Source organism: Pseudomonas sp. AC242, from assembly GCF_979258655.1.
Genome location: NZ_OZ409873.1, coordinates 891,747 through 907,875, shown reverse-complemented (window position 1 = coordinate 907,875; position 16,129 = coordinate 891,747). Strand labels below are relative to the sequence as shown.

At 58.4% G+C, this 16,129-nt stretch carries 4 protein-coding genes and 1 pseudogene; 2 read left to right on the top strand and 3 right to left on the bottom strand.

The window, feature by feature from the left end:
- Positions 1-173: 173 nt before the first annotated feature.
- Both ACZZ0A_RS04120 and ACZZ0A_RS04115 read right to left on the bottom strand, forming a co-directional pair.
- The gene (locus ACZZ0A_RS04120; protein WP_463542556.1) at positions 174-2,114 is read right to left on the bottom strand and encodes a hypothetical protein; all 1,941 of its coding nucleotides are present in this window, start codon (positions 2,112-2,114) and stop codon (positions 174-176) included.
- Positions 2,115-2,264: 150 nt separating this feature from the next.
- A complete protein-coding gene (locus ACZZ0A_RS04115; RefSeq protein ID WP_463542555.1) occupies positions 2,265-4,178 on the bottom strand; it encodes a hypothetical protein in 1,914 nt (637 codons plus the stop codon).
- Between the two features lie 339 nt (positions 4,179-4,517).
- On the opposite strand from ACZZ0A_RS04115, the pseudogene ACZZ0A_RS04110 reads away from it, so the two are divergent.
- Positions 4,518-4,624: pseudogene (locus tag ACZZ0A_RS04110) on the top strand (DUF6124 family protein); the annotation flags it as partial.
- Positions 4,625-4,841: 217 nt separating this feature from the next.
- Here the strand turns inward: ACZZ0A_RS04110 and ACZZ0A_RS04105 are convergent.
- Positions 4,842-14,186, bottom strand: a complete 9,345-nt coding sequence (locus ACZZ0A_RS04105) for a retention module-containing protein (RefSeq protein ID WP_463542554.1) — start codon at positions 14,184-14,186, stop codon at positions 4,842-4,844.
- 532 nt (positions 14,187-14,718) lie between these two features.
- Here ACZZ0A_RS04105 and ACZZ0A_RS04100 point away from each other — a divergent pair.
- The gene (locus ACZZ0A_RS04100) at positions 14,719-16,077 is read left to right on the top strand and encodes a TolC family outer membrane protein (RefSeq protein WP_007914523.1); all 1,359 of its coding nucleotides are present in this window, start codon (positions 14,719-14,721) and stop codon (positions 16,075-16,077) included.
- The last annotated feature ends 52 nt before the right edge of the window (positions 16,078-16,129 follow it).

Genomic DNA, 16,129 nt, shown 5'->3' with positions numbered 1-16,129 from the left:
ACCTCAAAATAATTACAGGCCAAAGCAGCTCCGTAGCGTTAGCGGGCGTACATTAACGTTACCTACTCCCTGAAAATGTAGGAAAAGTCCTCAATACACATTAGAAAAGTCCTAGCGCCTGGTAATCCTTATAAGAAAAAGGGAGGCATTTAATGCCTCCCAGACTTCGAATATCAGATATCACACACTGATCCATCACCCTTTTTCATGTGCACCCTGACAAGGTGTCGCTGAGCTTGCACCGGGCGTCCGTCAATCATTGCCGTGTAAGTTATATCGCCCCACGCACTCTCCGTTGCCAAAATTTTCTGATAGGGAATTTTCACGATAAACCCGGCATTCGCTTCCTGTAACGATGGCGTATATGTGACCTTTTCTTCAGTACCAGGTTTTTTATTAGTACCTGCCGAATCGGTATAACCCTGATAGATAAATTCCAGTGCCTGATCGGCCAACTGCGGTTCACCAGGAGAAATCAGCACTTCTGCACATTTGACCAGTACCGGATCTGATCGCAGGGAGCCACAGTTGAACCAGTCTGTGAAGTCCGGATCAAGATGCTGAAATTTGATTTCAGGAACAACACCGGGCCGAATATTTACATCGACATCTCGGGGCAGTGAGCGGACCTCATTATCATTGATATCAGGGTTGGTAATTTTATAGGTGACTGGCAGCGGGTTACCGTTGCCGCCCGCGTCCACAACTTCCCAAAGAACATCGAACGTCAAATTCCCGGTTTCCGTACCGTTCAGTTCTATAACGCCACCTTGCGCCTGCGTGACCTCGACGCCTTTCCATATCAGCGTCATGATGTCTCCATCTTTGACACCAGCAAAAACAGCTACAGTTACACCGACATTACCAACCGAGTCGGCAGCCGTCAGAATGTTCTGGCCATTACCACCCGTACCTTGCACAGTTACCAGAGCCAGATTGGGATCCGGGTTTTCTCCACCGTCACCGTCTCCAGGCCGGCGCAGATCGACATCGACATCTTTTGCAGGCGCCGGTGTTCCCAATGGGTAGCGCAAGGTATGGCGTTTGATCCGATAACTGACGGCTACCTTTTTTTCATCCAGGTCGCCGTTGAATACATCCCGGTAAGGAATGTTCACATAGAAGGGAAAAGTATTGATTGTCTGCGCAGGTTGCACGATACCGTCATATGTCACTTCCAGCTGATCGATACCCTCCAGGTAGTTTGTGTACTCAGCCAGAATACCGACCCCCAGTGGCGCCTGAGCATCAGCCAGATCCACCAGTTTTGGAGCTGCGTCGTCATCAAAGAGCGGAATGCTGGGTTCCAGAAGCCCTTCGGGTGGGTCGGTCAGAGTGACATTAAGCTCGGTGTAATATTGTGGTGTATTGCGGTTCCCCTTGCGGTCGCTGAGGTAATAAAAAACCGATCTTAAACCTTCCTCGGTACCGACCAGCGCGGGAGTCAATTCAAACGTGATCGCAGCTGTGGGGTCCGTTATGGTCAACTCGCCGACCAGCGTCGGGGTTGGCAAACTCGAGCCAAAATAGCACTCAACAAAGTCACCGAGCTTTTTACTCCCATAGTTCGGAATGGTGATCAATACAAAACCGTTATCATCGAGGTATTTTTTTGTAATACCATCTCTTTCCACTTCGGGGGGAACAGTCGCCTTGCCGAAAGCTATCGGTGCTGTTGTATCAATATTGATTTCAAGGGGTGTTACATCAGACGGATTACCACCGAAGTTCAACACATAACTCAGCTCATGAGGCCCCGGGGCCGATGTATAGCCTTCAGGCAAAACAAGATCAAATTCGGTAGTACTTGCATCAACGGGGGTAGTGAAAGGTACTCGAGTAGAACGTATATTGGTGCCGTCCCACATTAGTTCAAGAAATCCTTGAACACCGTTTGGATCATCCGCCTCAGCAAATCGCGGGATTTGTACCTTCAGAGGAAACCCTTGAAAGCTTGAATGCAGTTGGTTGGGACTATCATCCGTTTCATCATCCAGCAACGGATTATCCGGATGAAGTGTCGGTGGTAGGGCTGCAGCTTTCGGACTGCGAAAACGAACACCAAAAAAACGTTCGCGATTCTGCGCCGGTGTCAACGAGTGAAAACTTGTCATCTTTTATCATCCTCTCAGCAACTTGATTGACTGACACAGGGCAAACAGCCGCTTTGCCAGAGTTTTTACACAATGACTGCATGGGTTAAACAGAATTTAAATAGAACCTGAAACCAACTTCGACCAATACAGCGCCAGCACTTCTACAACTTACTCTTCACAAAGATCGTTATCAGGACCACACACTTCACCACTCGGCAACGTTCGATTGATGATGACAAACTCAGGTTTTGAATTGCCGATGCCACCGTTGGCTTTTCTCAGGTGATAACTACACAGCGCCGAGCCATCGTTTACCATTGGCGAAATCAGACGCTCGTAATCACTGACATGCACATCAAAACCTTCACGAGCCTGACTGGCAGTGAGTTTTGTCTCGAATGTGTCGTAGATTCCGTCAATCGGACTGGTCCCATTCGGACCAAAACACCCCTGCCAGGACAATTCGACGATATCGTCTTCATCAAAGAAAGCATTGCCGTTGATATGTACCCAGACACCTTCCCACAACCTGGGTTTGGCGCAGCAGTGAAGTGTTCCATCACGGTTGGCGTGGGGAAACGTCGGTTCCGGCATGTTCTCGATCACGATGATCGCCACTTCAACGGCCGTCACATCAGCCTGCTGCAGATTCACACCATTACTGGTGGTGTACCACGTCAGCAGCGAGGGATTTACTTTGTCCTGTTCGATTGCCTCCCAAGGAATGAGGAACCTGATCGGCTTACCGGCGACGTCACCGGATTCAACCTCGTACTCGGCGACTGGTGTGCCAATTGCGCCCCAATAGAGGAAGAGCTTTTCACCTGGCACCGGAGTGTCATAAAGGGCCAGATGTGCTTCGGCCGCCTCGCCGTAATCTACGGTTAACAGCTTGTTCCGTTGTTTCGATATGGCACCGTAAACTTCCAGCCGGGCCAATGTGGTATTCAACAAGGCCGGGGCGTTGGCATGATCCTGCCCGGCGACTGTCAGATTCACCAGCACTCGCGTTTCGGCAGATGGCAAGGTCGGTGTGCCGCCACGCAGAATGCGGTAGCTCACTCGAACGTCCAATGGCCCTGGCCCATCTGCCATCAAGGTCAGCCATGGCACGGTAGCGACTTGCGGAAACTTGCCAGGATCGACGTCAAGCGCGGCCAGATCATGCCCGTTCCACTGGATCAGGACCCCGTCGGAAGGATCCGGGTTCTCATACGTATCAATTTCGACAGTGACAGCCCGCTGATTCACCGCGCCTTCACGCGCATGTTGACGGTCAATCAAGCCGCGGGCTGACAACGGCACTCTCGGCGGTTTGAGAATGCCCGGAGCCGGATTCAAATTGACAAAAACCGCCAAAAGCGTTGAGCGCGGCCCGCGATTTCCCGCCCAGTCACGGAGCCGATAGTAAACGTAGCGTTGCCCGGGACCACGTCCACGAATATCTGCCTCATACATCGTGATGATCAGACGCTTCTGGTCGATGTCTTGCTGGCTGAACGCTTGCTCACGAATTTCGGTTTCCGAATCCGGTGGATCCGGGTTGTCTGTCCAGTAATAGATCGCACGATCCCTGGCTTTGACGTCGACATACAGCGGTACCTGGAACCGGACTTCGCCATACCGGGAGAGGTAGTCATCAGTGATATCGCCTGTGACATCCAGCATGATCAGACGATCGGGTTCCTGATTATCGTTCGGCGGCGATCTGTCGACGGTGACTCGCTTAATCGCCGAGTCCAACGGGTTGCCACCGTAGTTGACTCTGTACGACAGGGAATAAGTGCCGGGATCCAGCTTGTCTCGCGGGACGATAAGCGTCTTCTCTCCGGGGGAATCGAACTCCTGACGAAAGACCTCGGTGAACAGACCGCCTGCCAGTACCCAACTGACAATTACGATGTAAGGGATGGGATCAGTAAAAGGAGTGCTCCAGTCAGGAACGATAACCGTCAGGTCATCTGCCAAAGCGGCACGCGGCAGCAGCCCGTCGAGACTCTCCTTTCCCTCTTCGTCCTTGAGGATGGCAGGTACGCTTGGCACCTCAAGCAGCTCATCATTCCTGTGTTCAGAGCGTGTCATTGAACGAACTCCCTCGCATCAAACCAAGCAGGAAATGGGCAAATGACCAAGGAATCTATGGGTCCTTGCTGTGATTGATTTAACGACGCTGGAAGCGTCCTGCCTACTGTCAGAAATTACAGGTATTGCTACCGCTCGTCGGATTCAGTGCTCGTGCCGAGAAAGTTAAACAGGTGCGCTTCTCAGAAATGTGCAGACAACGAATCGAGCTATATGATCTTGCGTGAACGCCTGCAGCAACGATGGCAGCGCCAATGATTCCAGGAGCTTCACCATGATCGAACCCACACCCAACCCGCCCGAAACCGACCGGGCCCTCGACCATTACCTCCGCACGCCCTGCTGCCGGCCTCGCAACGCCGAACGCTGCTGGGGCTTGCGCAATTGATCATGCTCGGGGGCTGGCGGTGAATCGGGTGCTGGATAATCTGGAGTTGCCGGGGTGAAGCTGGGATCAAGAATCCCTGCTGATTGATCGGGTGACAGTCATGGCCCCTTCGCGAGCAAGCTCGCTCCCACAGGTATCTGCGCAGATCACAAATCCCTGTTGCACCGTCAGACTTGCTTGCGAAGGCTGACTGACAGGCAATGCATCTCTACAGGCAGAAAAAACCCGCCGCCCCGGTTGAACGGGACGGCGGGTTTTGTCGTTTCAGACTGCGCTTACACCGTATCCACCTTCAACGAATGATCATTCAGCATGCCGCTGATGATCGTCGCCGTGTCATGCCCACCGGCAACCACGCCACCAGCCCCTGGCGTCACACCGTAGTGGCTGGCGAGGTTGACGCCGGCCAGGTCGATGGTCTGGTTTGGCGTGGCGCCGGCCATGGCGCTGACGTCGATGCTGGTGAGCACCGAGGCGCCGCTGCCGCTGACGGTGAAGTGCAGGTAGTCATCCAGTGAGGCGGTGGTGCCGTTTTCACCTTGCAGCAGTTGCGACAGGTCGAGTTTGTCGGTGCCGGGGGTGAAGTCGGTGATCAGGTCGTGGCCGCTGTTGCCCTTGAGCCACTGGAAGGTGTCGGCCCCGGCGCCACCGGTCAGGGTGTTGTTGCCCATGCCGCCAATCAGCAGGTCGTCACCGCCGCCACCGTTGAGGATGTCGTTGCCGAGGCCACCGTTGATCACGTTGTTATTGTTATCGCCGGTGAGGGTGTCGTTGAAGTTCGAGCCGACGAGGTTTTCGATGCCGGTCAGGCTGTCGGTGCCGGCGCCGAGGGTGTTTTGCGCACCGAGCAGGCCGAGGTTGACCGTGACCCCGGCCGTGGCGTGGGCGTAGCTGGCGGTGTCGCTGCCAGTACCGCCGTCGAGCAAATCGTTGCCCGGGCCGCTATAGAGCAAGTCGTTACCGGCGCCGCCGTGCAACTCGTTGTTGCCTGAGCCTGCGGTGAGCACATCGTTGCCGTCGCCGGCGTTGATGATGTTGTCGCCGCTGCCGGCCACCAGCACGTCATCCCCCGCGGTGCCGGTGAGGGTGTGGCCGTCCTGATAGCTGATGCTGACGTTGGCGGTGTCGCTGCCGCCATGGTTGTCGTTGGCGGTGTAGCTGCCGTGGAAGTCCGGGGTGATGTCGTGAGCCCCGGCGTAGTTGAGGGTCATGGTCAGCTGATAGTTTTCCGCCGCGTTGGGGTTACCGCCGCCGGTGGGGTTGGTGATGTTGGTGATGTGGATCTGGTAGACCCCGTCCGACGTCGCGGTGAGGGTTTGCCCATCCGCCAGCGCGATGTAGGCGCCACCGTTGATTGAGTACTCCATGCTGACTTGACCGGCCGCCAGGTTGTGATCGAGGTTGAGGGTTTCGCCCTGGCGCAGGTTGACGGTGATGCGGTCTTCATCGTTGGCGTTGCTGTTGGTCACCGCACCGAGATAGCCACTGACCACCAGCACAGCAGTCATGGTCGCAGCGTTGGCACTGAACGAATTACGCACGTTGGCCAGGTTCTGGTTGGCGGCGGTGTTGACGTTGGTGCCGGTGAAGTTGATCGCCCCGGTGCCGGTGAAGTCCGCCGCTTTCGAGATCCAGCCGGTGTTGAAACTGGTGGGCGTAGCGTTGAGCGTATCGCCGTTCGGATCGGTGTCATTGGCCAGCAGCAGTTCGCCCGGTACGACAATATTGCCCGAGAGCACGTTGGTGATGACGTGGTCGTCCACCGCCACTGGCGGCGCGTTGGGGATCACTTTCACGGTCAGCGTCGAGCTGGCGAGATCGCCGTCGTTGTCACTGACGGTGAAGCCGATGTTTTCGGTGATGACCACCGCCGTGGTTTTCTGCGAGGTGTAGGTGTAGTCGCCGCTGTCGAGGTTGATCAGCAGTGTGCCGCCATTATTGGTGGCGATGCTCAGCGTGTTGTTGGCGGTGTTGAAGGTGCCGTGATTGATGCCGCCACTTGGCGTCAGCGAGCCTTGGCCGCTGAGGGCTTTCGGGTCGTAGGTGTAGGTGGTGCCGTCGACCACGATGGATTTGATGAAGCCGCCATCGGCGCCGAAGGTGCCGCCCTCGCCCAGCAACGAACCAGTGACCGGCGCGCCCTGCACAGTGCCCGACAGCACCGAGTTGAGTTGATTGAGGTCGGTGACCACCACCGCATTGGTGTTGGTGTGGCTGATGCCGTCATACGCCAGCGGGTCGAGGTTGGCGTTGCTCACGCCGCTGCCGAGGCCGATCGCGTAGTTCTTGATGTTGTTGGCATCGAGGAAGTTTTTCAGCGCGGCTTCGTCAGCGGCGTTGATGTCGCCTTCGTTGGGTTTACCGTCCGAGAAGAAGTAACCGACGTTCTGTGCGCCGGTGAGTTTGCCCGAGGTGTTGAACGCGGTTTGCATGACCGCCACCGCAGCGTCGTAGTTGGTGCCGCCACCCGCCGACAGGCTGGCGAGAATCGTCTTCGCGGTCGCCACATCGACCCATACCGACGTTCTGTCAGTGGCGTTGCTGCTGAAGGTGACGAGCTGGACTTTGACATCGCCAAGGTCGTCGTACTTGTCGAGCAAGGCACTGATCGCCTGCTTGGCCAGGTCCAGCCGCGACAGGCCCGGCACACCCGAGGCGTCGGCCATACTGCCGGAGATATCAAGAACGATGAGCAGGTTGGAATCGATCTCCACTGCCGCCACCGAACGATCCGAGGCCACGGCTTTTGGCACGTCATCAACGATGTTCACCACAAGGGTGCTGGTGGTGCTGTTGCCCAGTGCATCGGTGGCTTTGTAGGTGAAACTTTCGCTCAGCGTGTTCGCCCCGTCGTTGGCGTTCGGGGTGGTTTTCGGTGCAGAAGTCAGCGTGTAGGTATAGGTGCCGTCGGCATTGAGTTGAATCTGCCCGTAGCTGCCGGTGGCGCTGCCGACCAACGTGTAAGTGATCGCGCCCGTACCGCCGGTAACTGCGCCGACCAGCGTGCCGGTCGCGGTTTCACCGGTGTTGGTCGGATCGCTGCCGGTGACCGTACCGGCGGCCAGATCCTGGCCGTCCTTGCTCAGGTCGAGGGCTTTTTCATAGACCGTTACGTCCTGATCAACCGAGGCCATCAGTTTGCTGTCGGCGACGTTGATGGTGATGGTCGTGGTGCTTTCATCGCCGTCGCTGTCACGGATGGTGTAGGTGAAAGTGTCAGTGGCGCCCGGTGGGCTCACCGAGTTCGGGTTGCTGTGATAGACGGCGTTGCCGGCCGCATCGAGGGTCAGATAACCGAAGTTGCCATTGATGTTGCTGTTGAGGCCGCCAATGGCCGAAGTGCCGGTATTACTGCCGGCGCGCACGCCGACCACTGTCGCCGCGCCATCGGCACCACTGACGTCATTGCCGAGCACGCTGACATTGAGCGTGCCGCCCTCGGCCACCGAGCCGGTGTCGGGTTTGGCGGTCGGCAGATCGTCGATGATGTTGACGTTGATCTGGCCGTTGGCGGTGCTGCCATCGGTATCGGTGGCCACCACGTTGAAGTTCTCGGTGAGGCTGTTGGCACCGTTGGCGGTCGGGTGGGCTTCGTTGTCGACCAGGGTGTAGCTGTAACTGACCACACCGGTGGCCGGGTTGTAACCGGTAACGGTGAAGGTGCTGCCCAGCGGCGAAACCACCGATTGCGGGAAGCCTGCAGCGACACCGTTGGTCACCACGGCGATGCCGCCGACGGTGAGGGTTTGCAGACCATCGAGCGCAGTCACGGTGAAGGTGCCGCTCTGGGTCAGCGCCGGGGTGTCGGGGCTGGTGCCGTCGCTGAGGTTTTTCTCGTAGACGGTGAGTTCGCCGCCATTGACGTCGAGGCCGTTGAGCACCACCGGATCGTCGTTGTTGTGGATGTTCAGCACCAGGTTGGCAGTGCTGGTGTCGCCATCGGCATCGGTCAGGGTGTAGGTGAACGTCTCGGTGCCATTGCCGCCGCCGTGCAGGTTTTTGAAGTCGGCATCGTTGGGGTTCAGCGTGTAGGTGTACGTGCCGTTGGCGTTGAGCACGAGCGTGCCGTAAGTCCCGGTGAACGTGCCGGCGGTGATCGGCCCGGCATTCGGTCCGGTCGCCACCACATCGGCGCCTTGCACATCGTTGGTCAGCACATTGCCGGTCAGGGTCAGTTGCGTTTCCGAAGCGCTGTTGGCGTTGCTGTCGTTCACAGCTTTTGGCACGTCATCGACGATGCTGACGACAATGGTGCTGGTGACGATGTTGCCGAGCGAATCGGTGGCCTGATAGGTAAAGGTTTCGGTCAGGCTGTTGGCGCCGTCGTCGGCATGTGGCGTGGTGGTCGCCGGCGAGGTCAGCGTGTAGGTATACGTGCCGTTGGGGTTGAGGACGATTTGCCCGTAGTTGCCGGTGGCACTGCCAACCAGCGCGTAACTGATCGCACCGACTGCCCCGGTGACCGAACCGACCAACGTGCCAGACGCGGTTTCGCCGGAGCTGGTCGGGTCGCTGCCGGTGACTGTACCGGGCGCCAGATCCGCGCCGTCCTTGGTCAGGTCGAGGGCTTTCTCGAAGACGGTGACGTCGGTGTCGCTGGTCGCGCACAGCTTGCTGTTGGCGACATCGATGGTGATGGTGGTAGTGCTTTCATCACCGTCGGAATCGCGCACGGTGTAAGTGAACACATCCACTGCGCCCGGGCCGTTCACGACGTTGGGATTGCTGTGGTAGACGGCGTTGCCGTTGGCGTCCAGGGTCAGATAGCCATAGGTGCCGTTGATGTTGCTGTTGAGTCCGCCGATGGCCGAAGTCGAGGTGTCGGCGCCGGCGCGCACGCCGACCACTGCACCGGTTACGGCCGGACCGTCGGCGCCACCAATGTCGTTGTTCAGCACGTTGCCGCTGACCGTGCCGCCCTCCGCCACCGATGCGGCGTCAGGATGGGCGCTCGGCAGATCATCGACGATGTTGACGTTGATCTGGCCGTTGGCGGTGCTGCCATCGGTGTCGGTGGCGACGACGTTGAAGTTCTCGGTGATGCTGTTGGCGCCGTTGGCGTTTGGATGAGTTTCGTTGTCGACCAAGGTGTAGCTGTAACTGACCACGCCGGTGGCGGGGTTGTAACCGGTAATGGTCAACGTGCTGCCCAACGGCGTGACGATCGATTGCGGGAAGCCTGCGGCCACGCCGCCGGTGACCACGTTGATGCCGCCCACGGTCAGGGTTTGCAAACCGTCGAGGGCGGTGACGGTGAAGGTGCCGCTCTGGGTCAGCGCCGGAATGTTGGGGCTGGTGCCGTCGCTGAGGTTTTTCTCGTAAACCGTCAGTTCGCCGCCGTTGACGTCAAGGCCATTGAGGTAGACCTGATCGTCATTGTTATGGATGTTCAGCACCAGGTTCGCGGTACTGGTATCACCGTCGGAATCGGTGATGGTGTAGGCGAAGGTTTCCGTGCCGTTGCCGCCACCGTGCAGGTTTTTGAAGTCGGCGTCGTTGGTGTTCAGCGTATAGGTGTACGTGCCGTTGGCATTGAGCACCAACGTGCCGTAAGTCCCGGTGAAAGTGCCAGGGGTTACCGGTCCAGTCGGTACGCGATCGGCACCTTGCACGTCATTGGTCAGGACGTTGCCAGTCAGGGTCAGCAAGGTTTCCGAGGCGGTGCCGGTGTTGCTGTCATCCACGGCTTTTGGCAAATCGTCGACGATGTTCACGTCGAGAGTGCCATTGGCGGTGGTGCCGTTATCGTCGACCACGGTGACGGCGAATTGCTCAGGCAGATTGTTCGCACCGTTGGCGTTTGGATGAGCTTCGTTATCGGCCAGGGTGTAGCTGTAGCTGACCACGCCGGTGGTGGCGTTGAAACCGGTGATCGTCAGCGTGCTGCCCAACGGCGTGGTGACCGATTGCGGGAACCCTGCGGCCACGCCATTGGTGACGACAGCGATGCCGCCGATAGTCAGCGTGGTCACGCCGTCCAGCGCAGTGATGGTGAACGTGCCGCTCTGGGTCAGCGCGGTGGCATCCGGCGTGCTGCCGTCAGTGAGGTTTTTCTCGTAGACGGTGAGTTCGCCGCCATTCACGTCAAGGCCGCTGATGACCACTGGATCGTCGTTGTTGTGGATCTGCAGGACGAGGTTCGCGGTACTGGTATCACCGTCGGAATCGGTGATGGTGTAGGCGAAGGTTTCCGTGCCGTTGCCGCCGCCGTGCAGGTTTTTGAAGTCTGCGTCGTTGGTGTTCAGCGTGTAGGTGTAAGTGCCGTTGGCATTGAGCACCAAGGTGCCGTAAGTGCCGGTGAAAGTGCCAGGGGTTACCGGTCCAGTCGGTACGCGATCGGCGCCTTGCACATCGTTGGTCAGAACGTTGCCGGTCAGGGTCAGCAAGGTTTCCGATGCGGTGCCGGTGTTGCTGTCATCCACGGCTTTTGGCAAATCGTCGACGATGTTCACGTCGAGGGTGCCATTGGCGGTGGTGCCGTTGTCATCGACCACGGTAACGGCGAACTGCTCAGGCAGATTGTTCGCACCGTTGGCGTTTGGATGCGCTTCGTTATCGGCCAGGGTGTAGCTGTAGCTGACCACGCCGGTGGTGGCGTTGAAACCGGTGATCGTCAGCGTGCTGCCGAGCGGCGTGGTGACCGATTGTGGGAAACCTGCGGCCACGCCATTGGTGACGACAGCGATGCCGCCGACGGTCAGCGTGGTCACGCCATCGAGTGCGGTGATGGTGAACGTGCCGCTCTGGGTCAGCGCGGTGGCATCCGGTGCGCTGCCGTCAGTGAGGTTTTTCTCGTAGACGGTGAGTTCGCCGCCATTCACGTCAAGGCCGCTGATAACCACTGGATCGTCGTTGTTGTGGATCTGCAGAACCAGATTCGCCGTGCTGGTATCACCGTCCGAATCGGTGATGGTATAGGCGAAGGTTTCCGTGCCGCTGCCGCCGCCGTGCAGGTTTTTGAAGTCGGCGTCATTGGTGTTCAGCGTGTAGGTGTAAGTGCCGTCGGCATTGAGCACCAAGGTGCCGTAAGTGCCGGTGAACGTGCCAGGGGTTACCGGCCCAGTCGGTACGCGATCGGCGCCTTGCACATCGTTGGTCAGAACGTTGCCGGTCAGGGTCAGCAAGGTTTCCGATGCGGTGCCGGTGTTGCTGTCATCCACGGCTTTTGGCAAATCGTCGACGATGTTCACGTCGAGAGTGCCATTGGCGGTGGTGCCGTTATCGTCGACCACGGTGACGGCAAATTGCTCAAGCAGATTGTTCGCGCCGTTGGCGTTTGGATGCGCTTCGTTGTCGACCAGGGTGTAGCTGTAGCTGACCACGCCGGTGGTGGCGTTGAAACCGGTGATGGTCAGCGTGCTGCCCAACGGCGTGGTGACCGATTGTGGGAAACCTGCGGCCACGCCATTGGTGACGACAGCGATGCCGCCGACGGTCAGCGTCGTGACGCCATCGAGTGCGGTGATGGTGAACGTGCCGCTCTGGGTCAGCGCGGTGGCATCCGGTGCGCTGCCGTCAGTGAGGTTTTTCTCGTAGACCGTCAGCTCCCCGCCTTCGACGTTCAGGCCATTGATAATCACCGGATCGTCGTTGTTGTGGATCTGCAGAACCAGATTCGCCGTGCTGGTATCACCGTCCGAATCGGTGATGGTATAGGCGAAGGTTTCCGTGCCGCTGCCGCCGCCGTGCAGGTTTTTGAAGTCGGCGTCGTTGGTGTTCAGCGTATAGGTGTAAGTGCCGTTGGCATTGAGCACCAACGTGCCGTAAGTGCCGGTGAAAGTGCCTGGAGTGACGGGCCCGGTGGGCACGCGGTCAGCCCCTTGCACGTCATTGGTCAGCACGTTGCCGGTCAGGGTCAGCAAGGTTTCAGAGGCGGTGCCGGTGTTGCTGTCATCCACGGCTTTTGGCAAATCGTCGACGATGTTCACGTCGAGAGTGCCATTGGCGGTGGTGCCGTTATCGTCGACCACGGTGACAGCAAATTGCTCAGGCAGATTGTTCGCACCGTTGGCGTTTGGATGCGCTTCGTTATCGGCCAGGGTGTAGCTGTAGCTGACCACGCCGGTGGTGGCGTTGAAACCGGTGATGGTCAGCGTGCTGCCCAACGGCGTGGTGACCGATTGCGGGAATCCTGCGGCCACACCGTTGGTGACAACGGCAATGCCGCCGACAGTCAGGGTCGTCACGCCGTCGAGTGCAGTGATGGTGAACGTGCCGCTTTGAGTCAGCGCCGTGGCATCCGGCGTGCTGCCGTCAGTGAGGTTTTTTTCGTAGACGGTGAGTTCGCCGCCATTCACGTCAAGGCCGTTGATGATCACCGGATCGTCGTTGTTGTGGACCTGCAGGACGAGGTTGGCAGTGCTGGTATCACCGTCGGAATCGGTGATGGTGTAGGCGAAGGTCTCGGTGCCGTTGCCGCCGCCGTGCAGGTTTTTGAAGTCGGCGTCGTTGGTGTTCAGCGTATAGGTGTAAGTGCCGTTGGCATTGAGCACCAAGGTGCCGTAAGTCCCGGTGAAAGTGCCAGGGGTTACCGGTCCGGTCGGTACGCGATCCGCACCTTGCACGTCGTTGGTCAGGACGTTGCCAGTCAGGGTCAGCTGAGTCTCTGACGCCGTGCCATTGCTGTCATCGAACGCTTTCGGCACGTCGTCGGTAATGTTGACGTCGAGCGTGCCGGTCGCGGTGTCGCCATTGCTGTCGCCGGCAATCACTGTGAACTGTTCGCTGAGATTGTTCGCGCCGTCGCCGGCCGCGTGGTTTTCGTTGCCGTTGAGGGTGTAGCTGTAGCTGACAACGCCAGTCGCCGGGTTGTACCCGGTGATGGTCAGGGTGTTGCCCAGTTGCGAGGTGATCGATTGCGGAAAGCCGATCGCCACACCGCCAACGATAACGTTGATGCCACCAATGCTCAGGCTGGTCAGACCGTCCGGCGCCGACACGGTAAAGCTGCCGCTTTGCGTGAGTGCGCCAGGGTTGGCCGCCGAGCCGGCAGGCAGATTGGCTTCATTGAGACTGAGTTCGCCGCCCGCCACGTTCAGGCCAGTGAGGGTTACAGGATTGTTGACCGGTGGCGGCACCACGACTGGCGGGGTGTCGTCACCGTTGTCGATGACCGCGTTGTGGCGTTCTTCGGGGAATTCAGGAATACCGCCAAACCCGGCAGTCGGGAAACCGATGATCGGGTCGACCCGACCGCCAACTTCCGTCAGCAAGACAAAACTGTGACCACCGCCCAGTTCACCCGGTGTACCACCCGGTGCATTCGGACCGGCGGCGGTGGCTTCGGCGCTTTTAGTCGGGTCATCACCGGCGGCGATGGCTTTCTGGATCTGCTCGACGTCGGTCAGTTGCGCGTCGCTCGGGGTCACGGCCTCCGCGGCATTGACATGCGCCGCCTGACCCGCCAGCAGTTCACCGGTCATGGTCATGCTGCTGCCGCGTCCGAGAGTCAGTTCCTGGCCGTTTTGCAGATGAACGGCGACGGCGCCTTCTGCGCCGGTGATCAGTTGATCGCCGGCAAACAGGCGATCCCCTTCAACCAGTGCGCGCTTAGTACCGTCGGCTGACTGGGCGAAAACCTGGCCAATGACTTTAGTGACTGTGCCGATGAGCGTTGCCATGTGAAATCCTCCGCTGCCGACCACCGTCGGCACTGGTAAGCGAAGCAGCCCATGGCTCAATCGGGTTGTTGCAGGTGACGCTCGCACCTTCAACAGTTCGTTTCGCAGGTGGCTTCTTCTGGAAACATCAGTGCTATCAAGCACTTCCGCATCCTGATCAAAGCACTACGCCCGCTAACGCTACGTAACGCTGGTGAATCACTCGAGTGACAAAAATCTGTCGCTCATCAGCGGTTACGCGTCCCTCCCCTTCAGCAGTACTTCGCCGTATGTCGCAAAGTGAATGGAACTTTCCTCAAGCCTTTTTGCGCTCCCTAAAGCGCATAAAACAAAGGCTTTCATGCTGAACAATGTGCTGGTTTTTACGAAGCGCATAAGTTTTTTTCGGCATAAGCCTTATGAAAATTTTTTCTTAGCTACGCTTCAGGATGTTCTTAGCTCTGTTGTTACAAGAGTGAAACGCCTACACCTAAAAATATCGTCAAATATTTGGCGACAGTAACACACCATCAGGACTCAGGGAGATGCACCCATGCGCGTTCTAACCCCCCTCTGCAGCGCGGTTTTGCTGGCCATGGCTTGCACTTCACAAGCCCAGGCCATGAACCTCACCGAGGCGATTCAAAGTACCATCGCCACTCACCCGGAACTGGCCTCGCGCGTGGACGCCCGCCTGTCGGCTGATGAACAGGTCAAAGTGGCCAAGGGCGGCTTCTATCCGTCCGTCGATTTGAACGCTGCGTATGGCCGTGGCTACAGCGACAACACCAACACCCGGGCCTTCGGTAATCACCACACCGAAATCCTCAATTACACCCAGTCCGAGCTGCGCCTGCGGCAAATGCTGTTCGACGGTTTCAACACTGCCAACGAGGTCGAGCGCACCAAAGGCGTGTCCAATTCGCGCGCTTACTACGCGCAAGGTACCGCTCAGGATCTGGCCCTGCGCACCATCGAGGTTTACCTCGAAGTGCTCAAGCGCCGCGAACTGGTGACCCTGGCCCGCAACAACTTGCAAGCGCACTTGCGGGTCAACGATCAGATCGGCCTGCGCACCGAGCGTGGCGTCGGCAGCACCGCCGACTCGGATCAATCGGTCGCGCGTAAGGCGCTGGCACAAAACAACCTCGATACCGCCGAGGTCGATCTGTCTGACGCCGAAGCCAATTTCTACAGCGTGGTCGGGCGCATGCCCGATGAGCTGGAAACGCCGGCCTCGACCCGTGGCGAACTGCCGACCGAATTGCGTGAAGCCCAGCAGAGCATGGTCGACAACAACCCGTATCTGAAATCCGCCCAGGCTGACGTGCAGTCGGCCGAGAGCCAGTATGAAGTCGCCAAATCACCCTTCTACCCGCGCTTCGATGCCGAAGCCGCCGTCGGCGCGAACAACAACGTGCAAGGCGATGAAGGCCACGACAACGAATGGCGTGTGGGTGTGGTGATGAACTACAACCTGTTCCGTGGCGGCAGCGACAAGGCGCGTCTGGCGGCGAACGCGCACGATATCAATCAGGCGATGGACATCCGCAACAACGCCCTGCGCCAGCTCAACGAAAACATTCGCCTGGCCTGGAACGCCATGGAAAACGCCAAGAAGCAGACTCCGACCGCCCGCGAATACGCCGAGACCACCAAGCGTGTGCGCGCCGCCTATCAGGATCAGTTCGGCCTCGGCCAACGCACCCTGCTCGACCTGCTCGACAGTGAAAACGAGCTCTACAACGCCAACCGTCGTTACACCGAAATCCGCTACACCGAGGAATATTCGATGTATCGCGTGCTGGCGAACATGGGCCAGTTGCTGAGCAAGCAACGGGTGGTGCTGCCGGCCGATGCGATCGCCGCGACCGAAGTGAAAAACGAAGCGCGCCTGCCCGAGCTGAAATAAACGGTGCAGGAGCTGACTTTGCCCTGACCTGATCGTTCCCACGCTCTGCGTG

Coding starts and splice junctions, on each gene's coding strand:
- ACZZ0A_RS04115 (WP_463542555.1), bottom strand. CDS start 4,178: ATGACACGCTCTGAACACAGGAATGATGAGCTGCTTGAGGTGCCAAGC.
- ACZZ0A_RS04105 (WP_463542554.1), bottom strand. CDS start 14,186: ATGGCAACGCTCATCGGCACAGTCACTAAAGTCATTGGCCAGGTTTTC.
- ACZZ0A_RS04120 (WP_463542556.1), bottom strand. CDS start 2,114: ATGACAAGTTTTCACTCGTTGACACCGGCGCAGAATCGCGAACGTTTT.
- ACZZ0A_RS04100 (WP_007914523.1), top strand. CDS start 14,719: ATGCGCGTTCTAACCCCCCTCTGCAGCGCGGTTTTGCTGGCCATGGCT.